The following is a 23221-nucleotide window of genomic DNA, read 5'->3' as shown; positions in this document are numbered from 1 at the left end:
TGACCCGTGCGCTACGCCGAACTCCAATGTGCCTCGCATTTCTCGTTCCTGCGCGGGGCTTCAAGCTGCGAGGAACTCTTCGCGCAGGCCGAGGCCTGCGGGCTGGAGGCACTGGCGATCACGGATCGCAACAGTCTTGCCGGGATCGTGCGGGCTTACGATGCATCAAGGACAACCGGCGTCCGGCTGATCGTCGGTTGCCGGCTCGATCTCACCGAAGGCCAGTCCCTCCTGGTCTATCCGATCGACCGGACGGGGTACGCGAACCTGTGCCGGCTTCTGAGCCGCGGCAAGAAGCGCGGGGGCAAGGGCAAGTGCCTCATCGGCTGGGACGATGTCGCCGACTACGCGGAAAGCCTGATCGCCATCCTGCTTCCCGGCGACGTCGAAGAGGCAGCCGCTGTGATTGTGCGCTTCGAGCGGATCTTTGCGGGCCGCTGCTATCTCGCGCTGACGCTTCATCGCCGGCCCGGCGACCAGTTGCGCCTCCACAATCTCTCGAACCTTGCAGTGCGCCACAAGGTGCCGACAGTGGTCACTGGCGATGTGCTCTACCACCATCCCCATCGCCGCGTGCTGCAGGAGGTCATGACGTGCATCCGCCATCGCTGCACGATCGACGAACTCGGCGTGCGGCGCGAGGCGCATGCCGACCGCTACCTGGTGCCGGCCGCGGAAATGCACCGGCTGCATGCCCGCTATCCCGAAGCTCTGGCGCGCGGGCTGGAAATCGCCGAGCGCTGCCGCTTCTCGCTCGATGAACTGCGCTATCAGTATCCTGAAGAAACCAGCATTCCCGGGCTCACTTCGCACCAGGTTCTCGAGAAGCTGGCCTGGGAAGCGGCAGAGGTGCGCTATCCCGATGGATTGCCTGGCAAGGTGGCCCGTCTCTTGCGGCACGAACTCGCCCTGATCGGCGAGCTTGGCTATGCGCCCTACTTCCTGACGGTCAATGCGATCGTGCGCTTTGCGCGCAGCCGCGAAATCCTCTGTCAGGGGCGGGGATCGGCGGCCAACAGTGCTGTCTGCTATGTGCTCGGCATCACCTCGATCGATCCCGAGCGCTCCGACCTCCTCTTCGAGCGCTTCATCAGCCAGGAGCGAAGGGAACCGCCGGACATCGACGTCGACTTCGAACACGAGCGGCGCGAGATCGTCATGCAGTGGGTCTTCGAGACGTACGGGCGCAATCATGCCGCGCTTTGCTCGACCGTGATCCGCTACCGCGCCAAAGGCGCCATCCGCGATGTCGGCAAGGTGCTGGGCTTGTCGGAGGACCTCATCAAGTCGCTCTCGGGGCAGCTATGGGGCTGGAGCGAGGACGGCGTCGAGGATCGCCACGTTGCCGACCTCAATCTCAATCTCGAGGACCGGCGGCTTCGGCTTGCCATCGAGCTTGCACGCGAACTGATCGGCACGCCCCGCCATCTCTCGCAGCATCCCGGCGGCTTTGTCCTTACCCATGACCGGCTCGACGAACTCGTGCCGATCGAGCCGGCGGCGATGGAGGGCCGCCAGGTCATCGAGTGGGACAAGGACGATATCGATGTCCTGAAGTTCATGAAGGTCGATTGCCTTGCTCTCGGCATGCTGACCGCCATGAAGCGCGGCTTCAACTTCCTCGCAGAGCACAAGGGCATCGACATGGATCTCGCAGGGATCCCGCCCGAGGATCCACGCACTTACGCCATGATCCGTAGCGCCGATACGCTCGGCGCGTTCCAGATCGAAAGCCGGGCGCAGATGGCGATGCTCCCGCACATCAAGCCGCGTACGTTCTACGATCTCGTGATCGAGGTCGCGATCGTGCGCCCCGGCCCGATCCAGGGTGACATGGTCCATCCCTACCTCCGCCGCCGGGCCGGCAAGGAGCCGGTTGAGTATCCCAAGCCCGAGCTGGAGAGAGTACTCGGCAAGACGCTGGGCGTGCCACTGTTCCAGGAGCAGGCGATGCGCGTTGCCATCGAGTGCGCCGGCTTCACGCCGACCGAGGCCGACCAGTTGCGCCGCGCCATGGCGACCTTCAAGTTCACCGGCGGGGTCTCGAAGTTCAAGGACAAGCTCGTCGATGGCATGACCGCGCGCGGCTATACCGCCGAGTTCGCCGAGAAGACCTTCGGACAGCTCGAGGGTTTTGGCAGTTACGGCTTTCCGGAAAGCCATGCGGCGAGTTTCGCGCTTATCGCCTACGCTTCCTGCTGGCTCAAGTGTTGGCATCCCGACGTGTTCTGCGCGAGCCTGCTCAATTCACAGCCGATGGGCTTCTATGCGCCGGCGCAGATCGTGGCCGATGCCCGCGCGCATGGCGTCGAGGTGCGTCCTGTCTGCGTCAATGCCTCGCGCTGGGACTGCACGCTCGAGCCCGCCGGAGACCCCATGAGAGACGACTGCTTCGCGGTAAGGCTCGGCATGCGGATGGTGAAAGGCATGAAGGAGGCTGACGCGGCGCGCATTGTCGCAGCGCGCGCGGATCAGCCGTACCTCAGCGTCGAGGAGGTTTGGCGCCGGGCCGGCGTGGGGGTGGGCGCGCTCGACCGTCTCGCCGAGGCGGATGCGTTCCGGCCGGCCTTGCGGTTGGCGCGGCGCGAGGCGCTCTGGGCAATCAAGGCGCTGCGCGACGAGCAACTGCCGCTCTTTGCTGCAACGGAAGCGCGCGAGGCAGGGTTTATCCATGAGATCGTCGAACAGCCTATTGCGCTCAAGGCCATGACCGAGGGCAGGGAGGTGGTCGAGGACTATGGTAATGTCGGTCTCACCTTGCGCCGGCACCCGGTTGCCTTTCTGCGCGAGGAACTGGCCGCTCGAAAGGTGCTGCCGTGCGCGTCGCTCGAGGCTATGCGCGATGGGCGATACATCTCACTGGCAGGCCTGGTGCTTGTTCGTCAGCGGCCGGGCTCCGCCAAGGGCGTGCTGTTCATCACCATCGAGGACGAGACCGGCATTGCCAATCTCATCGTCTGGCCGCGAATGTTCGAGGCGAGCCGGCGGATCGTGATGGGTGCGCGCATGCTGGGCATAGAGGGGCAGGTCCAGCGCGAGGGCGAGGTCATTCACGTCATCGCGAAGAAGCTGACGGACCTGACACCAATGCTGTCGAGCGTGGGCAGCCGCGGAGAAGCTTTTCCATTGCCGTTCGGTCGCGGGGATGGCGCGAGGAATGGCGGCGGGCCCGATCCGCGTGGTCCCGTATCAAAGCATCCCGAGCCGAGGAACATCTTTATACCCGACCTGCACATCGACACGTTCGGGAAGGGAAGGAATTTTCGCTGAACGTGAACAAATTCCGAGAAAGTCCAAAAAAGTCCGAATTATTCCGATTTTTGAACGAAATTGGAAACCTTCGCCGCTTATCTGGTTGAAATCGCTCAAACACCATGTTTTGTCGAAATTCATTGGAGAAAAATCGCAAATTTCCATAGCTCGATTGGAAGTGGGGGCGTATCGGCCGCGGCTCGGTACGAAGGTTCGGAAAAAGGCAGGGCATCGGCGCAGTAACTCATAGGTCTGGTGAAGAGCCACGCGGAAGGCGACGCAGATCGATTTTTCGATTTGGCGATGCAACTTTCTGCGGCCGAGGATCAGAAGGGCCACAAACCGCTCGCCGAACAGCTACGCCAATGGGCCGTGGCCGGGCAGCAGGTGCCTGCAAGCCGGGTGCCGGTCCCGACCCCGATCGCAGCGCCCCGCGGCGATCTCGCGCAGCTGCTTGTCGCCACTTATCCCTCCGCGCGCCTTACCGACGTTATCCTCCCGGCCCATATCGACGATGAGCCGGCCCACATCGTTATCGAGACCCGGATGCGCGAAAAGCTCGAGGAAAAGGGGCTGAGGCCCCGCAGGCGTCTCCTTCTCTCGGAACCACTCGTGCGGGGTGGGACATTTCTAAATTGCACTGCGAGTTCCAGTTGAAGCGCGACATTCCTTGGCGCTGAGTATCATTGTTCCTTGGGTGGGGCGAGCCCCACCCAAGGAACATCCGACCCCGGCGCCCATAGCCCGATCTGTTCCGTCCAAACTTCCTGGGGCGTCCGATAGGACAGGCATTTCCGCGGAGTGTTGTTCAGCTGGTGACAGACCGCCTGGATCGCCATCTCGTCCATCGCGCCGCAATGTCCGTATCAGATGGCAGGTATCGTCGCAGACGGCCATTGAAGTTCTCAACGCCGCCCTTCTGCCAAGGGGCCTTCGGATCACAGAAATAGCTCTCCATTCCGAGCTCAGTCCGGAGCCTCCTGAAGGCTGCAAACTCCGTGCCTCGATCAAAAGTGATGGTTTGGCGAAACGTAGAGGGAAGGGGGCCAAGTTGGGTACAAATCCCTCCCCCGCAACCACCGATACCGACATTAGTGCAGCAACAGATCCGGATCCGCGGTTGTTTCCGGCAGTTTCGTGCTGCGATGCCCATTCCATAATAGCCCCGAACTCACCGTGAAGCGTGGCACTCATCTCGCCCGGATTAGCTCCGGGAAACAGCGTGACGCGCTCGATCAGACCGCGAATGGCGTATGCGGCCTCGTCTCGTTCAGAGGGATGATGAAGCGCCTCGGATAGGCGCTCAACTTTCTTGTGGTAGAACTTGGCGATGTTGGGATGGATATCCGGGGCAACATAAGGCGCATCGCTCATCCGCGCCCGTATGGCATCTTCCTGGGCTTCCAGCGCCAATAGCTTGTCGATCAGACCCCGCGTTGCATCACCGTCAGCTGCCATGTTCACCAGGCGCTCGATGGCCTTCTCGACCTTTTTAAGTTCCGCCTTGTCAGCAGCTCCTGCTGCGCGCTGCTGTTGGTTCAGGCGGTTGGTCTCCTCGACATAGGCATGGACGGCTTCAGCCACGATTTCAGGGGCCATCAACCGGTGACGCAGACCTTCGAGCACGCGCGCCTCCAGCATTTCGCGTTTGATGGTACGAACGTTGGTGCACGAACGTCGACGTAAATGCGCCGAGCACCCGAAGCGATCCTGCCCACGCAGTGCGACTGGACCATTGCAAGTGCCGCAGACCAGCAGGCCAGATAATAGCGACTTTGGGCGGCGCTTCAGCTGGAGTTCGGCCCCTACGTTTGCGCTTTCGTAGTCAATTCGCTGCGAGGTTTGGCGCGCCTTCACGGCTTGCCACAAGTCGTCATCGAGAATTCGCAGCTCGGGCACTTCTGTTGTAATCCACTCGGATTCAGGATTGAGGCGGGAGACGCGTCGACCCGTCTGAGGATTCTTGAGATAGCGCTGACGATTCCAGATGAGCCGGCCAACGTAGAGTTCGTTGTTAAGGATGCCGGTGCCGCGCTTGGTGTGTCCCCGCAATGTCGTGTCCCCCCAGAGCTTGCCGTACGGGCCGGGTATCCCTTCCGCATTGAGCCGCTTGGCTATGGCCAAAGGGCTGATGCCGTTCGCATAGTCACGGAAGATGCGGCGGATGACTTCGGCTTCAGCTAAGTTGATCGTGCGGTCGCCGCGGATTGGTTCGCCACCGGCGTCAAGGCGCCTCACCAGATCGTAGCCATAGGACAGACCGCCCCCAGACTTTCCCTTCTCGACCCGGCCGCGCAGGCCGCGATGGGTTTTCTTCGCAAGGTCTTTCAAGAACAGCGCGTTCATCGTGCCCTTGAGACCGACATGGAGTTCGGAGATTTCCCCTTCGGCGAGCGTGACGATGGTTACGCCGGCAAACTGCAGATGTTTGTAGAGCGTCGCGATGTCGGCCTGGTCACGGGAGACACGATCAAGCGCTTCCGCCAGCAGAAGATCGAACTTTCCTGTCCTGGCATCCTCGAGCAACTGCTGAATGCCTGGGCGCAGCGTTACGCTTGAGCCTGAAATGGCGGCGTCTTTATAGCTCGCGACCACTCTCCAGCCTTCGCGGGCAGCTTGTTCTCGGCAAATGCGCAGTTGGTCTTCAATTGATGACGGGCTTTGCCGATCGGTGGAGTAACGGGCATAGAGGGCAGTGCGGATCATGAAAAAATCTCCCGACAGCGAAAGGCCGTCATGCTCGCATGACGCCTGTGGCGGCCTTTCCCCCTACGCTTTAGTGATCTCGGGATTCTCCTGGCTTGGAGGTGGTGGTGGCGTTGCGCTCAGCTCGCGGGCGATCTGACGTCCAAGCAGGCGTGCAAGGCAAACCAGCGCGTCCTGGGTTCGGGTTTGGCGCCCTTCGGCAGGTTGGAGGACGGCATCGCCATCCGCGGCAGCCTCGGGCGGGTTCAACGCGCCACTCGGCATGCTTGCAGCCTGGAAGCTGAATGAGTGTTTGCGTACGCCTGTAAGGGCCGGCCTTCGGCCAAATTCTCCGAATGCCGGGGGACTCCAACGTCTAGAGACAAGATCGCCCGTAAGGCAGGGCGGCCGTCGGGAGACGCCCTGACAAGGGCGATCGTATCGGGGCATGTGCGCGAATTGGACATGACGAACCTGCTGTCGGACGGGACGATCAGACAGCAATGGGGGTCTGCAACTGTACTTCAAGGGGCTCCAAAATGGGGCAAATCCTGTGCGTCGTCCATCACAGTGCCAGGGCGTCCACGATCGTGTTGCCCGTATGCAGAAATTTTTTTCCGCTACCTGGTCGAGCGTGATGTTGAGATCCGCTCAAGCAGGAAATCGGGCGTTCATGCGGGCCGGATCAACCAATGACTTTTCGCCTGAGGTGAGGAGCTTGGTTGTCGTTTTGATGAGTTGCGTTGGAAGAGTTCGCGCATGCCGTGCGCTGCGAGCTCAGGTCGCTGGCGATATTTGTACGCAACGAGGGCTCCCTACCCGACGTGCAGCAGCGCGGTTGATAAGCGGTGATACAGAGTCAAAGTGTCCCGCGGGCAGTCGTCCATGCAATCACTAGGCAATAGGCTGTAGTTTTACATTTTAGAGAAAATCGCTCGCCCAGATTTAATGGAGTGAGGTCTGAGTAACCGGTTAATATGCAAATCAAGAGGCTCGAGTTGTCGGTATCTCTCTAGGATAACGTCAGTTGTGTACTCGTGATAATTGCAGTTATCACATGAGCGGATTTGACGCCGTTCGATCGGGAAGGTACGTTCTGCGACATGGATCCGCGTGAGCCCACCGACCCGAAACCGCCGATTTCCGCGGGAAATGCCGTTGCGGTCCGCCGCGGGCTCGGCGAGCTGGCCTGGGCGGTCGTCAACATGCGCGCCGGCGAGAGCCTCCTCATCGACGAAGCGCTGATCGCCGCGTTCCAGGCGGCGTCCTCGCCGCATACGATCCGCGCGCTCCGGTCCGACCTCGAGGCGTTCGACCTGTGGTGCCGCAAGACCCATCGCATCGCGCTGCCGGCGACGCCTGCGGTGGTGGCAGATTATCTCGACGCCCGCGCCGGGGAGGGGGCGAAGCCCGCCTCGCTGTCGCGTTACAAGGCCTCGATCGCACGGGTGCATAAGCTGCTCCGCATCGCCAACCCGACCGCAGCGCCGTTGGTCATGTTGCGGCTCGCGGCGATCCGCAAGGCCAAGGGCGTGGCCCAGAAGCAGGCACGGCCGCTGCGCTTCAAGGGGCCTGTGCGCGATGTTGCAGCCGACCCGCCGCGCGGTCTCAATATCCGCGCGCTGCTCGACAGCTGCGCTGACGATCTTACGGGGCTGCGCGACCGGGCGCTGCTGTCGACGGCCTACGACACCGGGCTGCGCGTCTCCGAGCTATGCGCGGTGGCGGTCGAGCACCTGGTCGAGGCGATGGACCCTGAGGCGCGGCTGCTCAAGATCCACAAGCATAAAGGCGATCAGCAAGGCGAGGGGGCTACGGCGTTCCTGAGCCCGCGCAGCGTCGCCGCGATCGCCGCGTGGTGCGAAGCCGGCGAGATTACGGCGGGACCGCTGTTCCGGCGCGTGCAGGTGCGGCGCTGCAAGGCGCGCCCGGCCGTCAAAGGCCGCCGGATTGAAACGATTTCGGGCCGGGAGGCCTGGGATTTGCGCAAGACCCTGTCCAAACCCGCGGTGCTAGCACGCGTCGCGTACGACGTGGGCGCCAAGCCGCTGCATCCGGGCTCGATCGGACCGATCTATCGCGCGATCGTCCGGCGCGCTTTCGAGCGCGGGGCGCTGCCGGATCTGACCGTGCACGATGTGGCGCGGCTGCTCCAGGGGACTTCGGCGCATTCGAAGCGGGTCGGGCTCAACCAGGATTTGTTTGCCGTGGGCGAGGACCTAGCCGGCATCATGGATGCGCTGCGCTGGAAGAGCCCGCGCATGCCGCTGGCGTACAACCGCAACCTGGCCGCCGAGGCAGGTGCGGCGGGGCGGCTCATGAAGTTCTTGGTTTGACGCGGGTCGTAGTGCCGGAGACCACCCGTAGGATTGTGCACACTTTACCGATGGATCGCGCGCAGCTGTGCACAGGGGTTTGCCGGGGCGGCGTTGCTGGCCGTTTCGACCGGTTCTAATTTTCTTCCATCACGATCTACCAAAACCGTAGGAGAATACCCCATGAACAATGCCGACATCGCCGAAAAGCTTGCCACCGAGACCGGCGTAACCAAGGCTGATGCGAAGAAGGCCGTCGATACGGTTTTCGCGTCGATTGCCGACGCAGCAGCGGCTGGCGAAGAGATTTCGCTGAACGGTTTCGGCAAGTTCAAGGTCAAGGATTCGCCGGCGCGCGAAGGTCGTAACCCTTCGACCGGCGAAACCATCCAGATAGCTGCTTCGAAGAAGCTGACCTTCGCGCCCGCGAAGGCGATCAAGGACAAGCTGAACGGCTGAGGCGTCGCGAGATCGAGAACGGCACTGCGTCCATGACGCAGAGTTTTTTGCCGAACAGCCGCATCTGGGACTTTGCGGTCAGTCCGCTTCCAAGCGACAGATCGAGGTAAGGTGCCGTTTGTCAGGCTCAAGTGACTGTTAGCGGGCACAAGGGCGCTGCTTGCCGAAATGATAAACGAGCACCTACCCGCCCGCCGCGGCTTGCTAAGCTGTCCAACCGTCCCTAGCGTCACGGGGAGGGGAGGCGTTGCACATGTCATGGTCCTGGGAACGCAAGCTGGTGCAGTTGGGCGGGACGCTCGTCGTCACCCCAACTTCATACGGAACGCGCGTCTATTTTCCTGGGATCGACCGGCGTCACAACGGGACGTTCTGGAACATGTCGGGTGGCGAAATCGACGCCTACGTCGCGGCGCTTGACGACGCATGGGGGAAGTTCGAGCAGCTTGCCGCAGTCGCTCCGGACGGTGCCGACATGCGCGCGACAGGGAAGATGCATATCGGCATCCATGTCGCATCATGGCCTGGCAGGGGCATCACGCTGCACTCGCACCATAGTCTGATCTCGAGCCGGAATCGACTGGATCGCCTCATTGAGGAACTCCGCAGTCTGCCTGCGATCGCTGCTCAGGTGCAGGCGGCGCTCTCCGAAACAGTGTAACGAAAAGAGGTCTACATGCGAGTGGGACTGTTCCGCTGGGGGCTCATCATAACCTCCTTCCTGCTTGGTGCCACGGCGCAAGCCGAGACCGTCAGGAGCGACAACACCAACTGCCGGGCGGCTCCGCGCGCGACCTCACCCGTTCTCGGCACCCTGCGTCGGGGCGAGGAGTTCGCTGTCATTTCCGCGTCGGACGGTTGGAGCTATGTGGATCCACTGAGCCTACCGGCATGCTGGGTCCGCAGCGACCTGATCGCGCGCGACGTGTCTGGCTGGACTTCGTCCTCAATTGGCGGAAGAGACCTCTCTGGAGACACGATTAGTCGCCGTAGCGCTCCGGCGAAGCTCATGGGCAAATCCTCGGCGACGCCGAAAGCGCGGCCTTCGTCCAGCCGGACCCGGTCCCGCTCAAACGGGCTGCAGGGCGGTGGCAGCTGCCCGTGTGGAGGCGGCAGCGTCTGCGTCGGCCCTAGGGGAGGACGATACTGCATCACCAGCGGCGGCAACAAGCGCTACGTGCGGATTCCGATGATCCCGGTCGCCTGTTCCAATCTGATCCCGGCCACCATTCCGATTTGATCCCGGCCGGGTAGAAGCCAGATCGTTTCGCTTGATGGCATTAGGGATTGACGGTGGTCAAGCGGCGGTTTGGGTCGCAGGCCGGCGCATGGAATCTCCCTCGAGTTCGAGGCGGTGTGCATTGTGAACGAGGCGGTCCAGGATGGCGTCGGCGTATGTCGGATCGTTTATGGTCTGATGCCAGCGGGCCACGGGAAGCTGGCTGGTGACGAGCGTGGAGCGTTGACCGTAGCGGTCCTCGAGAATTTCGAGGAGATGATGCCGGGCATTGCCGTCGAGCGGCTGAAGACCCCAATCATCCAGGATCAGTAGCTCCACCCGGGCAAGGCTTTTCATCCGGGCGGCGATACGGCCGTCTCCCTTGGCCAGCGTCAGTTCGTCGATCAGCCGGGGCAACCGGGTGTACAGAACCGAACGGTTATCGCGGCAGGCCTTGTGGCCGATTGCACAGGCCAACCAACTTTTGCCGATGCCAGTCGGGCCGATGATGGCCAAGTTCTCGTGCCTGGAGATCCATTCCCCGGCCAGCAGCGTTTCGAAGAGCCGGCGATCAAGGCTGCGGCGCGTTCGGTAATCAACATCCTCAGGCACGGCGCGGTGCCGCAGCTTGGCATGTCGCAAGCGCAGAGCGAGGCGTCTGTCATTTCGGTAGGTGGCCTCATGGTCGAGCAGCAGCGCCAGCCATTCTGCGTGACTGAGACTGGCTGCATCATCGTTGCTTTCCATCTCGGCGAAGGCCTTGGCCATGCCGGCGAGGCCGAGCTGGCCCAGGAGGTCCAGAGTGGGATGCTTCAGCATTCTTGCTCCTTCAGTTGTAATAGCTCGAGCCGCGGATGTTGGAGTGGATGATCGGCTCTTGCTCGGGGGATTGGGGAACCGGGACCTGATCGAGGCCCTTCTCGAGGATCGATTTGACCGACGGGTAATTGCGCGCCTGGATTTCCAGCGCGCGCAGCGCCGCGGCCTCAAGCCGTTGGGCGCCGAAGCGCCTCTCGAGCCCGATGATGCCCAAGCATGACCGGTAGCCCTGTTCCGGATGGGGCTTTGCCTCGATGACCTTCTCCACCAGCAAGGACAGCATCGGTCCGATCCGACCCGCCTCTTCGCGGATCTTCGCCGGCGTCCATTCGCCGTAGCGCCGATGACTGGAGGGCATGTGCTCGGGGACGGTGGTGTGCCGGCCATTCCCGCTGCCGCGCATGTGCACGGCGATACGCTCGCCTCCCAGGAAGATTTCGACCGTACTGGCAGTGAACCGGGCTTCGACCTCGCGGCGCGCGAAGCGGTGCGGGACCGAGTAGTGATGCCGCTCAATCGCGATATGATAATCGAGCCCGACGCGGCAGCGGCGCCATTCGGCATGAACCCACGGCTCTGCCGGCAGCGGCTTGAGGTTCGGAACATCGACTTCGTCGAAGAGCTGGCGGCGCGTCTTGCCGAACTGGCGCAACACCCGCCGATCATTGAGATCGGCAAGGCATTCGGCGATCGCTGCATTCACTTCGGCGAGGCTGTAGAAGATCTGGTTACGTAAGCGGCCAAGCAACCAGCGTTCGACGATACCGACGCAAGCCTCGACCTTGGCCTTGTCCCGCGGCTTGCGCGGCCGGGTCGGCAGGATCGCTGTACCGTAATGCCGGGCCATGTCTGTGTAACTGCGGTTCACCTGAGGATCGAAGTGACAGGCCTTGATCACCGCCACCTTGGCATTGTCGGGCACCAGCAACTGGGGAACGCCGCGGAAGAAGGCGAAGGCGGCATTGTTGCCCGCGATCCAGTCAGGGAACTGCTCGGTCCATGTCGCCAGCGCAAACGACAGGCTCGATCCGCCCATTACAGCGACGAAGATGTGGGCACCGCGGACTTCCCCAGTCCTGCGGTCCACCACGACCGGAACCGTGTCGCCAGCGTAGTCGAGGAACAGCTTCTCCCCGCCGGCATGGCTTTGGCGCATGACCAGCGGTAGGCGGCCTTCCCACCGACGGAATAGGTCGCAGAACCGGCTGTAGCGATATCCGTCTGGATGTTCGGCGCGGTACTCCTCCCAGAGCACCTGCAGCGTCACGTGTTTGCGCTTCAGCTCGCGCGCGACCAACGGCCAGTCCGGCTCGGGCAGCTTACGTCGCCCAGGTTTGACGCCGGAGGGGCCATACAAGCGGCCCTCCAGATCTATGTCGCCGATCTCGGCCGGAACCGGCCACGCCAATCCCGAGCGGTCGAAGCGCACGATCATGTCGCGCACTGTTGATCGAGCAAGGCCAGTCAGTCGGGCGATCTCGCGCATCGGGACACAAGCCTCCCGATGCATTCTCATTACTTCGCGCACATGGCGCATCTTCGGCCTCCTCGTCGGCATCTCCATCCTCCGGCTGCTGCGCCGATAAGATGGACCCAACGATCGGGCTTCTCACTCCCTCCCGGGTGGCCGGGAATTGCTCGGAATGGTGGCCGGCATCATCTCGGAATCCCGGCCGGGATCAAATCGGAATGGTGGCCGGGATGACCCCGGAATCCGCACGCTACGGCGTGTGATGGGACGGGCATCCACCCATGCGCGTCTCGATCCCGTCACGAACCTCAACTCCGATGTGAAGGTGGGCGCAGCTGTATCGGCACTCGTCGCGCTGGCTCTTCTCGCCGGCTTCCCACAACCGTCCGCGGCCGGTCCGGTCCGTGCCCTCGGACCGGTGAAGCGCTTCGCCATCTGCCGCTCGCGCGAAAGGCGCGACTGCGTCGTGGATGGCGATACGGTCTGGATCGACGGCGCGAAGATCCGGATCGCCGATATAGACGCCCCCGAGACGCAGCCGTCCCGATGCCCCCGCGAGGCCAGGCTGGGCCGGAATGCCACGCTTCGCCTTGTGGAGCTTCTTAACGCGGGCCCCTTCGAAATGAGAGCGGTCGGTCGCGCAACCGACCGCTACGGAAGGAAGTTGCGCGTCATCTCGCTTGGAGGGAGGTCCCTCGGCGAGGCGCTTGTCGCGGAGGGGCTCGCGCGAAGGTGGGATGGGCGTCGTCGCCCCTGGTGCTGACGGCGATCGTCTATTTAAGTGTCCGCTCACGCCTAACCGGTGCAGCCCGAACCTCCTCTGAAGCCGCGCCGGACGTAGCGATCCGCTTGAGAGGCACGGCTCCCACTGGAAGCGACTTCTCGATGACGAGGTTATCTCCGGCCGCCGCCAGGCTCTGCTGAAGTGCTCCTGCGTCGCCGCACCAGATAACCTCGGCATCGCGATCGCGCGTGGCATCGGGGCCACCCGCCGGCCCATCGAAGGCTACGGGCTTCATCTGAAACCGGGCTTCGCCGCTTAGTTCGACGCCATAGTCTGGACGCGTCGCGCTTCTCACCACGAGTCGCCCCTCGGACGCCCACATCGTCTCCATGCCCTCGCTTATCTCATATCCGAGACCGCTCAGGCCCTCCAGGACGGCGGCGCGTCGCGCCTGCACGGCCTCCGCCTCACGTCGCGTCTCGACGGCTGCCTCGATTGCGGCGATGGCCTCCTCGATCCGCTCCACGGGCGCGTCGGACGCGCAGTCCGTTTCGATCGAGGCGCCAGCAGCGCGCGCCACGGCGAGAGCGGACGCCAGCCGCCTGCGTGCGTCCGCCCTAAGCCGCGCACCTGTGAGGGCCCTTCCTGTCTCAACCTCGAGGGAATCGAGGATGAGGCGGCCTCGGAAGGATGGCGCGACACCGGCCTCTGCCAGCCTCGCCCGCCATGTCCCCTCGTCTGGGCAGTCCTCTATCTGGAGGATCTCCGCGATCCTGGTCTCGATGCGTTCGGCGGCCGGATCACCCGCTTCCGCAGAATGCGTGCGCACCCACTCCTCGAACGATCGGCTTGACGAGCCGTCGCGGAGCTTGGCCGCGAGCGTCGCGTCTCCTTCCACACCGACCTTTCCAGAGCCCAGAAGTAGGACCGCCTGCGATGCAGCCGCCGGGTCACCCCGCCGGAGCGCCTCTTCCAGACTTCCCTCCACGAAGATCCCGGCGGATTTGAGCGCCTTCAGCAGCGCTGTCGCAGCCTCCTTCTGCCGCCGGGTCTTCTTTCGGGCGAGGGATTTCGCTGACACGGCATCCGCCAGCCGACGTTGGCAGTCGGCGTTGAGGAAGGCCTCCTCGAGCGGCGCCTGCTTCTGCAAGTCCATGAACCTGTCCGCGGTGATCAGCGCGACAAGCGCCTCGCGGCGGCCGCGCGCATGTGCGATCGCCTGGTCGTCCGCGCAGTCGTTCCGACCGCATATGCGCTCCCATTCTGCCAGGGCGGCGTCGACGCGCGCGAGATGGCCATGGCAGATCGCAAGGATCTCCTCCCGCGTCACGATCTTGACGACCTTCGGGCCGCTCACAGCGCGCTCCCCAGCGCGGATTCCACCGCAGCCTTCAAGCGGGCCCTCTCGCGGTCGGGTTCATGGAACCATCGGTGGGAGGAGACGCGGTGGATGACGGGAATGGAGCGGCGCAGCACCGCCGGCCTCCATATCTCGCGAGACCGCGCCGTCTCCAGCAGTCCGTGCCGCGGCGCATCGCACTCGATTCCTATGCCATACAGGCCGGTCCTCGGATCCTCTATGGCGAAATCGAGCCCGAACGCGCCCTCGTCGCTCACCGGTCTTGGCTCCCAGCCGAGAAGGCGGATCTCCGCGGCAACCGCGTCTTCGAGGCCGTCCCGCAGGCTATTGTCCCGGAACTGGGTTCTGCGGGGTTCCGTGGTGAGACGTCCGAGCAATGCGTCCGCTGCACCCAAGTCCCCGTCCGACATGCACCGCGCATACTCGAAATAGGCCTGCAGGTAATCGCGCGGACTGACCGCCTGGCGCCTGGTCGAGAGTAGGTCGGATATCTGATCGATGGGCATCGATGTGACGAGCACGACCTTCCTCTTCGCGCGCGTCACCGCCACGTTGAGACGGCGCTGGCCGCCGGTCTGTCCCAGCACGCCGAAGAAGCGCCGGAACGTGCCCTGCGAATTTCGCCCGAAGGTCGAGGAGAACACGATCACGTCCCGCTCGTCGCCCTGGACGTTCTCCACGTTCTTCACGAAGAAGCTGACGTCCTCGCCCCCCTCGACGCGATCACGCTCGCGGGTGAGCGCGATGCGGAACTCGAGATCATCCTCGGCACGCTCCTCGAGAACCTCCTCGATCAGGTCGGCCTGCTTTCGGTTGAAGGTCACGACGCCGACCGTAGGCGATCCCATGTTGCCCGACCTCCATATGCGTGCGAGCGCGTCGGCCACGCTCTCTGCTTCGGTCCGGTTCGTCTGGCCCTCGTATACGCCGTCCGCCCTGATCATCTCGATGGGGCGGATCCTTCGGATCTCATCAGCCGGATGCCGGGCCGGCACGCTCAGCTTGTTCCCGTAGAAGGAGGCGTTCGAGAACTGGATCAGTTCGCGGTAGGCGGACCGGTAGTGGATTTGAAGGGTTGTCGGAGGAAGCGCGACCTTTCCGAGCTGCAGCAGGTCGGGACAGTCCTTTATCTCCCGGCGATTCCAGGTCTCGGTCGCGGCATCGCGCTGTTCGTCGTCGAGCCCCTCCGCGCTGTCCTCCCCCTGGTAGACCTCGGCCTCGTCACTCTCGACACGGCTGGAGAAGAACGCCGTGGGCGGCATCTGCTTCTCGTCCCCGCTCACGATCATGTTCCGGCTTCGGAACAGCGTCGGCAGCGAGTATTCGATCGGCATCTGGGAAGCCTCGTCGAAGATGACGGTGTCGAACATGGCCTTCTTGAGGGGGAGCAGACGGCTCGCCACGTCGGGGTTCACGAGCCACACCGGCCGTAAGCGCATCAGCCCGAGGTCCGCTCCCTTGTCCACGAACTCGCGCAGGCGCTTCGATCGCGCACCCCGGAGCCGGGTTATGTCCTCCCACTCCCGCAGCGGCCGCACGCGCGTCAGGTCGATCCCCTCCATGAGCAGGCGGGCGTTCAAGCCGCGCATCTCGCGATCCGCCGCCGCCAGCGCCACGGTCTTCATCTCCAGTTCGGCGGCCTCCAGGAGAAGCGCCGGGTGCTGCTCCTCGAGCCGCGACTTCCACGCGAGGCGCGATTCAATGCCGATGACACGCCGAACGGTCTGCTCCAGCTCGGTCTCTGAGAGTGGCTCGAGACGGTCGCGGATACGTGACAGCTCGCCGAAAACCGCCATGGCCTCGTCGCCCAGATGTGGCACTCGCGCCCGGAAGCGTTGGAACGGGGCGACGTGGGGCAGTTCCGCCTCAATGGGCAGCAGCCTCGGAACATTGGACGCATTCGCATCGATCACGGTCGCGACCGCGGAAAGCCAACCCTCCTTCATCCAGGGAGAGACCCGCTTAAGGGCCTCGTGGGAGGAGGTTCGCGCCGCGTGCCGCGCTAGCCCCTGGTCGATCCCCTCGATGAGATCGTCCACCGCCTGCCGGCTCGTGGCTCTCGCCATGGCGAACGCCACGGCGCGTTCGGGGTAGGCTTCCAACCGACTGACGAGCGTCTCCGCAGCCGATAGTTGCGACAGAGCCTGCCGGCTTGCATCCAGCAGCTTGTCCGTGCGGAGCGGTTGGAGATGACCGGAGGGCTCGCCGATGTCCGAGACGGCCTCGACAAGGCGATGCCTTATGGGACGAAGCCGCCGTTCGCGATGCAGCGCCTCGCCGAAGGACACCGCGTCGGCCAAGCCGTGCTCCTTGAGGAGGCGGCTTCGACGCATCGCCGCCGTCCAGCGGGACGGAGAGAGGCGCTCGAGTAGGGTCGGCCGCTTCAGAAGCCGGTCGGAGAGGGCGAGCCAATCTGACAGCTCCTCGTCGGCCATGGCTCTCGCCAACTCTATCTCGGCTTCCGGTGCGGCATCGACGGGTAGACGGAGCAGCTCGGCCTCTATCCCGGCGAGTTCGATCTGAATGGGCGTCGTCGCCGACGGGCGATCCGCAGCGCCGGAAAGCCGCTCCAGCCAGCGCGCCAACCGGACGCGGTCCACCTCCTCCAGCTCCCGCAAAGAGGCGCCATGGGCGCTCGACCAGTCGCGATACTGTTTCGGATCGACGATGGCGAAGGCGTTCGGGGTGCGTTCGACCACCGAGTCTCGCTCGCGCTCGAGCCGCGAGAGGTTCCCGATGTCCTTGCTGAAGGTCTCGAGACTCCCCTCGTCGACACTGAACTGAAGCGTGTCGGCAAGCGCGCTGCCCTCGAACCGGGCCGGCAGCCAGAGCCTCGCCACCGGCGCGCATGTCTCCTGCAACGTGGCGAGCTGGCCGGGATCCAGCTGCCCAACCAGTCGACGCAGCGATGGAAGAGGAGGGGTCGCTCCTTCGCCGGACAGGCCGACGAGATCCCCAAGGATCAGACGATAGGATACCCCCGTCCGATCGTCGACCGCATGCAGGGCGCGGTGCTGCCCATCCAGTTCGCGCTCGAGCGTCTCGATGCGAGCGGCCGTCTGCTGCCGTAGCTGACGCCATCCACTGGCCCCCTGCGGGCGACGAAGCACATCCTCCAGCTGCTCGCGAACTGCGCGGATAACCGGCTCCCGGTCCTTGTTGACGTCGTTGACCATGACGATGCGGTCGCCGAGTCCCGCCGCCTCGAGGCGCTTGTAGACGACCTCGAGCGCGGCCTGCTTCTGGCAGACGACGAGCAGGCTGCGCCCGGTGCCGATGGCGTCACCCACCATGTTGACGATCGTCTGGCTCTTACCCGTGCCGGGAGGACCCTCGACCAGCAGGCCGCGGCCGTTGCGCGCTTCAAGGACCGCCGCCTCCTGGGAGGGGTCACTGTCTGCTGTGAAGTAGCGCTCGCTTTCGGGGACGGCCACGGGCTCGGGCCGTTCGGGCTCCCCACCGATGCGGAAGGCCGTCTCGAGGCCAGAGCCGGACGGTGCCAGAAACTTCAGTTGGCGCAGGTCCTCCATCACGGCTTGCCCCATGAAGCCCAGATGGAAAAGCGCGCCGGCGCAGACGAGCCGATCCTCGCCGACCTTCAGCCGCAGGTCCTTCGATGGGACGCTGACCACGTCACGCCCCTGGACGTTTGCGAATTCGCGGAAGGCGTCGACGACCTCGGCCGCGTTGACCGAGGAGCGCGCCAGAACCTCATTCGCCGCCTCCTGCCACCGCTCGGCGGTCTCGACCCCGAGCAGCGTCTCAAACGCCGGATTGAGGCGGACCTCCTCGCGGTCACGATCAAAGCCGAGCTTAACCCGCCCGCGCGATCCGACTTCCGGGTTCAGCTTGATCGGCCAGAGGAGAACCGGCGCGATCCTCGTTCGCGTCGACGACTTCGCCTCCTGCAAGGCGAGGAACGGGAAGCCCAGATAGAGGCCGTCGATGCCCGTGTCGCGCCTGTAGAGGGTGGCATGGCTGTGGAGGGTGCGCAGACGCCGCTCGATCCGCGGGTCGTCGGCAAACGGAGCGGGGTCCACCTCGATGGTCTGATCATTCCGGAGCATGATATGATCGAGCAGATCGGACGCTCGACGTCGGGGGCTGTCGAGCTCCATCAGGTCGAGACGTGCGACCGTCTTGCTGATGACCATCCGGGTCAACGGCCCCCGCATGATCGCGCCGGTGATCCGGCGTGCGAAGAAGTCGAGGAGCGTAGCGATGTAGGCCTGCCGCGGGGGCCGGGTCCACCTGTCGTCGGGCACGGCCAGCAGAGCCAAGGCCCGGGCGAGAGGCAGGCGCTTCTCCAGCCTGAACTGATCGGCCCACTCGTCGATCCGGTCCAGGCCGCATCTGGCGAAGCCCTCGAGCCGGAGCTCGATGTCGGAGTGGAGATCCCGGCGCGAGCCGATCAGCCGCTGCTCCGCCGCTCCCCGGTCGAAGGTCTCGAGGCCAGCACGGCGTGCGGCGCTCTCGGCCTCGTCCACTATGGCGTCGGTCGAACGGAACTGCGAGGTGGCCGAGCTGAGGAGAAGTATCAGGTCCTCCTCCTCGGTGATCCGCCGCTCGATGATGGCGAGCAGCCCCGGGTGGTCCGTGTCGGGAAGGATGCGTCGGCGTTCCTCCCAGACCGAAGCGAGGCGGCTCTTCGACGTGGACAGGACAAGAACCCGCAACTGGGTCTCGTCCAGTTCAACGTCGAGCTGGGCGGCGCGGTCGCGCACCTTGGTCTCCCGGCGCTTGAGCCGGCAGAGCCACAGTTCGGAATCGTCTCGCTCGAGCCGATCAGGCACGGGGCCGGCTATCAGATCATATCCCTCGTCCGGATGATCCATGAGCCAGCCGGGCGTGACGATCTCACCGCTCACCACCAGCGGCATCGCAGGGTTGAGGGTCTTGAGCGCGAGGGAGAGGCGCAGATCCTCTGAGACGTCCTCCATCGAGGCGATTTCCCGGATGTCCGCCCTGAGGTCGGCATGCAGGCCGGCCTCCTCCATCCATGTGGCGAGCTCGCCGCGTATCAGGAGGCTCCGCGCCTCAGCCCAGTTTTCCGACTCCGCCGCCGAAAGGGCGAAGTGACCCGGGCCGGTTTGACGCCGGCCGCCCAGTTCGATTGATCGACGGGCGTGATCGTCCCCGGCAACGCCGAGCCGCTCCGGTGCTTCCGGCATGTCCCCGTCAAGCCATCGACGGACCTCCGGCCAGCACCAGCGCGAATGCCGGTCGGCGGCGAGAAGGCCGCGGAGGAGCCGGTCGACCTCTGGTGAGAGGCCATCCGGGATCGGCGCGCCGTTCGTCAACACACTGATGAGGAAAGACTGGTCGTCCGCGCCGGCGAAACAGGCGCCCCGCGTGACCTGCTCGAGCAGGATCATGCCCAGGCTCCACCAGTCGCTGGCGGCCGCCACTCCACCCGCCACCGCCTCCGGCGCGGTGTAGCGGGTTATCTCCAGTGGTGACACGATATCGAGGTCGTATTCGGACAGCCGTGCGGAGCCGAAGTCCGTGATGACGAGGTCGAGCGGGTCGCGCTCGCGCACCACGATGGCGCCGGGCCTGAGATCCCGATGTCTCAAGCCTCCCTCTGCCAAAGCCGAGAGAGCGCCTCCTACCTCCTCGAGAATCCGGGAAAGGGTGGCGGCATCGCCCTGTAGCAGGCCGAGGTCGGCAAGCGTGCCACCCCGGAGGTCCTCGGAGACCTCATAGGCCCGGTCGCCGAACCGCCCGGTCTCCAGCACCTCCGGGACATGGTCCCGGTCCATCGTCCGCAGCGCCTCGTAGACCTCAGGATCCGGCTCGCTCCCTTCCGAGTAGAGGATGAGCACGGCGCCGCGCCCGTCCGAGTCCCTCAGCGCCTCGTAGCGTTCATGGACATGGCTCGTAGTAGGCAGCCTCCGGAGGAGGCGCCACTCGCCGATGGTCGTCTCGGTTTCCGTGACCGCCACGTCCGGTGGCCCTTCCGCCGGTTCCGTCTGCTCAGCACCGGCGACGACCTGCCCAGGGGCGGTCTCGTCGAGCACGTCCGCGCCGCAGACGGCGCACATGAGGTCTCCCGTCTCCGCTTCGTGCCCATTCTCGCAACGGGCGCACGCAGTCGGCGCTGGCGCGACGGTGACAGGACGCAAGCCGGGCTGCCGCAGAGGGACGCTCGAGAGTGGCCAATCGCACGGCGCGCCATTCAGGTCGCCCTCGCAGAACAGCTCCTCGGCCGAGCGCTCGGTGGAGCAGTTGGGACAGAACCTGATCATGCCGAGAATGCTCCAGTTGCATCGGAGGTCACCGCCCGATGCCCGGCGGCCGCCAAAACGCGACGCAGGCGCCCCATGTCGCCGCGGGTGGGGATGCCCGCTATCCAGGCCTCGCCCTGCTGGTCGAACATGACGTCGAGGCGCCGATCCGATGGGGCGGCGGATCGCTCATATGCCGTGAGCGCCTCCCCCCTTGGCGTGAGGATATGCAGCTTCTGGTTGTCGCTGCCGCGCAATGCCATGGTCTGCGGAAGATCCGAACGGAACGGCCCCGTCATCACGGCGTCCACCAGCCCCGGATTTCCGGCAAGCCAGGGGTCGATGTCCTCCCGTTCGCGACCGGTGAATACCAGGGTCGAGGACTTGGAGACCTGACGCCAGTGCGCAAGGAGCTTTAGAAGCGCGTCAGGCTGATCGAACGGTTCGCCGCCGGAGACGGTGAGCCCGTCGGCTTCGGATGCATGCTCCGTCAGCTTCGCTATGACGTCCTCGATGGGCACAATTCCCTCACCGTCTTGCCAGGTGTCCACCGAAATGCAGCCGGCGCATCTGATCGAGCAGCCCTGCATCCACAAGCCGACCCGGCGTCCTGGCCCCAGCGCCGTGATCGGGAAATGCAATCGAGAGATGCTGACCTTCATTCCGCACGATCCAGGAGAAGCGACGTGACAGCCCCGCTTTCTATTCCGCGGACCACGAAGCGTCCCGTCCCGTCCTGCTCGAACAGCGCTCTGGCGAGCGGATTTGTAAGGTGCGCCTCGATCTTGTTACGGATCCCGCGGCCGCCGTTCGCAAGGTCTGATGTGCAAAGGTCCAGCAGCGTAGCCCTGGCTTCCGGCGACAACGTCACCTCGAAGCTAGAGGCTGCCGCGTCGAGCAGCACGGCCGAGACCATGCCGTCGAATATCCTGGATGCGACGTCCTGCCGGATGAAGTCGAAGACGATGATGTTCTCGCCGATGCGGTTGAGGATTTCCGGGCGGTTCAGGACGAGCTTGAAATGATTTTCGATCTCGCCGCGCACGAGGGACTGGACCTGCTCGAACGGATGGTCGGCATGGACGTTCGCACGGCGGCTTCCGTCCGGCGCGGTCGTGTAAATGCCGAGGTTCGACGTGAAGATGATGAGGGCCTCGGAGAAATATACCCGATCGCCACGTCCCGAGGTCAGCACGCCATCGTCGAGGATCTGCAGGAATTTGTCGAGAATCCGAGGGTGGGCCTTTTCGATCTCGTCGAACAGCACGACGCTGAACGGTCTTTCCCGCACCGCGTTGGTAAGCTCCCCGCCAACGTCGTAGCCGACGTAGCCGGGCGGTGCGCCGATCAGGCGCTGATCCGCATGCTCCGCGCTGAACTCCGACATGTCGAACCGGATATAGGCGCTCTCATCGCCGAAGAGCAGCTCCGTCACCGTCTTCGCGAGCTCCGTCTTGCCGACGCCGGTCGGGCCCGCAAGGAAGGCCACACCCCGCGGTCGTCCTCCGCGCCGACTTCCGCCAATGCCGGTCGCCGCTCGCTTCACTATGTCCAGCATGTGGACGACCGCATGGTCCTGTCCGACAACGCGACGCCTGATCGCGTCGCCACCGCCGGAAATCCGGCCGCGCTCGATCTTCCGCCAGGCGTCCTCTGTGACGCCGACCTTGTAGCGACGGACGGCCTCGCTCACGTCCCCGATCGCAACGCCTTCTCTCCTGGCCAGCTGGGCTACGGCGTTGAGATCGACCAGCAGCATCCCCTCCGTGGCGTCGACGAGGTCATCGCAGGCCTGATCGAGGGTCTCCGGATTGGACTCCCTTCCGCCCGGCATGCCTCTTACCAATGAGGGAGCCACCGCGCGCCGCGCGGCGCGGTCGGGCGGGGATATGGGGATGTGCCTCAGCCGCGGATTGTCGATGATCAGCCAGTCGGGAAGGTCGCCCTCCTTCTCGACTATCCAGATCACGCAGTTGTAGAGCGGCGACCGATCCGGTCCGACTGGCCTCGCGGCCGCCATCTGACTGAGCACCAGCGCGCGTGTGAACAGCTGCTGTTCGGAGGCGGAGAGGGAATCGGTGCGGACGATCAGTCGCGATGCGAAGTCGACGACCAACGCGACAGGCGGACCGTCGAGTGCGACCGCACGGTCCAGCGTCGCCGCAAGGAGGTCGGGTCCACCCGCCGCCCGTCCTCCCGCAGGCGTCAGACCCAGACGGAGCAACGGGGCATCGATTTCGCCGTCCGACAGCGACGGGCCAGCCAGGGCGCTGAAACCGTAGACTGGATCGTAGCGTATTACATCGCTGTAGCCTGCATCGGAAAGGCTCGCCGCCAGGACATCGACTAGAGGCGCGGCCGTAACTCTTCCATCCACGAGCCTGACATGCAGATCCCGTACATTGCCGGTGAGGACGAATTGGCTCTTCAAAGGGAGGAACCGAGTCAGATCGCGCCCCCATCGCGGCCTCAGATCATTTTCCGACACTTAGTCAAAGCCCCCAAGTAAACCACACTGCAATCCATCGCCCGACTACAAGAGTATCGGCTCAGCATTGCGAGGTCAATTTGCAGTTGCCTGACTCGGCGAGACATGGAATTATCAGAATTCCATCCCGCGTAACGACCTCACGTGGTCCCTCATCTTACTGCAAACTAACGGCGTTCTCGACTGCTGACCGCCCGCCTCT

At 64.3% G+C, this 23221-nt stretch carries 14 protein-coding genes and 1 pseudogene; 7 read left to right on the top strand and 8 right to left on the bottom strand.

The window, feature by feature from the left end; genetic code table 11:
* Positions 1–6 precede the first annotated feature (6 nt).
* Together WBP07_RS21970 and WBP07_RS21965 are read left to right on the top strand one after the other, a co-directional pair.
* Positions 7–3270, top strand: coding sequence for an error-prone DNA polymerase (locus WBP07_RS21970; RefSeq protein ID WP_395395992.1), 3264 nt, complete (start codon positions 7–9; stop codon positions 3268–3270).
* Positions 3271–3507: 237 nt separating this feature from the next.
* Positions 3508–3909 carry a hypothetical protein gene (locus WBP07_RS21965; RefSeq protein WP_395395991.1) on the top strand — a complete coding sequence of 134 codons (402 nt, stop codon included), beginning with the start codon at positions 3508–3510 and terminating at the stop codon, positions 3907–3909.
* Between the two features lie 151 nt (positions 3910–4060).
* On the opposite strand, the gene WBP07_RS21960 is transcribed toward WBP07_RS21965, so the two are convergent.
* Positions 4061–4405, bottom strand: coding sequence for an IS30 family transposase (locus WBP07_RS21960; RefSeq protein WP_395396503.1), 345 nt, complete (start codon positions 4403–4405; stop codon positions 4061–4063).
* Positions 4306–5958, bottom strand: a pseudogene (locus WBP07_RS21955) (recombinase family protein); the annotation flags it as partial. The gene WBP07_RS21960 and the pseudogene WBP07_RS21955, both read right to left, overlap by 100 nt.
* Positions 5959–7004: 1046 nt before the next feature.
* Between WBP07_RS21955 and WBP07_RS21950 the strand changes: the two are divergent.
* The 4 genes from WBP07_RS21950 to WBP07_RS21935 all read left to right on the top strand — a co-directional run bounded on the left by WBP07_RS21950 (position 7005) and on the right by WBP07_RS21935 (position 9951).
* Positions 7005–8273: a tyrosine-type recombinase/integrase gene (locus WBP07_RS21950; protein ID WP_395395990.1), complete on the top strand. Its 1269-nt coding sequence runs from the start codon at positions 7005–7007 to the stop codon at positions 8271–8273.
* A 162-nt stretch (positions 8274–8435) separates the two neighbouring features.
* Positions 8436–8711, top strand: coding sequence for an HU family DNA-binding protein (locus WBP07_RS21945; protein WP_395395989.1), 276 nt, complete (start codon positions 8436–8438; stop codon positions 8709–8711).
* 253 nt (positions 8712–8964) lie between these two features.
* On the top strand, positions 8965–9372 hold the full coding sequence (locus tag WBP07_RS21940; protein ID WP_395395988.1) for a hypothetical protein: 408 nt from the start codon (positions 8965–8967) through the stop codon (positions 9370–9372).
* A 15-nt stretch (positions 9373–9387) separates the two neighbouring features.
* The gene (locus WBP07_RS21935; protein ID WP_395395987.1) at positions 9388–9951 is read left to right on the top strand and encodes an SH3 domain-containing protein; all 564 of its coding nucleotides are present in this window, start codon (positions 9388–9390) and stop codon (positions 9949–9951) included.
* Between the two features lie 57 nt (positions 9952–10008).
* On the opposite strand, the gene istB is transcribed toward WBP07_RS21935, so the two are convergent.
* Positions 10009–10749 (bottom strand): IS21-like element helper ATPase IstB, encoded by a 741-nt coding sequence (gene istB, locus WBP07_RS21930; protein WP_395395986.1) that lies wholly within the window; start codon positions 10747–10749, stop codon positions 10009–10011.
* A gap of 10 nt (positions 10750–10759) precedes the next feature.
* Positions 10760–12286 carry an IS21 family transposase gene (gene istA / locus WBP07_RS21925; RefSeq protein ID WP_395395985.1) on the bottom strand — a complete coding sequence of 509 codons (1527 nt, stop codon included), beginning with the start codon at positions 12284–12286 and terminating at the stop codon, positions 10760–10762.
* A 106-nt stretch (positions 12287–12392) separates the two neighbouring features.
* On the opposite strand from istA, the gene WBP07_RS21920 reads away from it, so the two are divergent.
* Complete coding sequence (locus WBP07_RS21920; protein ID WP_395395984.1) at positions 12393–12983, top strand: thermonuclease family protein; 591 nt, start codon at positions 12393–12395, stop codon at positions 12981–12983.
* Positions 12984–12993: 10 nt separating this feature from the next.
* On the opposite strand, the gene WBP07_RS21915 is transcribed toward WBP07_RS21920, so the two are convergent.
* The 4 genes from WBP07_RS21915 to WBP07_RS21900 form a co-directional block, all read right to left on the bottom strand.
* Positions 12994–14301 (bottom strand): hypothetical protein, encoded by a 1308-nt coding sequence (locus WBP07_RS21915; protein ID WP_395395983.1) that lies wholly within the window; start codon positions 14299–14301, stop codon positions 12994–12996.
* Positions 14298–20348, bottom strand: coding sequence for an AAA domain-containing protein (locus WBP07_RS21910; RefSeq protein WP_395395982.1), 6051 nt, complete (start codon positions 20346–20348; stop codon positions 14298–14300). The genes WBP07_RS21915 and WBP07_RS21910 overlap by 4 nt, the downstream gene beginning before the upstream one ends.
* Positions 20349–20548: 200 nt before the next feature.
* Positions 20549–21193, bottom strand: coding sequence for a 4Fe-4S cluster-binding domain-containing protein (locus WBP07_RS21905; protein ID WP_395395981.1), 645 nt, complete (start codon positions 21191–21193; stop codon positions 20549–20551).
* Complete coding sequence (locus WBP07_RS21900) at positions 21190–23019, bottom strand: AAA family ATPase (protein WP_395395980.1); 1830 nt, start codon at positions 23017–23019, stop codon at positions 21190–21192. The genes WBP07_RS21905 and WBP07_RS21900 overlap by 4 nt, the downstream gene beginning before the upstream one ends.
* Positions 23020–23221: the final 202 nt, after the last annotated feature.

The organism is Novosphingobium oxfordense, from assembly GCF_044029435.1.
GTDB lineage: Bacteria > Pseudomonadota > Alphaproteobacteria > Sphingomonadales > Sphingomonadaceae > Novosphingobium.
This window is presented reverse-complemented; position numbering and strand designations above follow the sequence as displayed.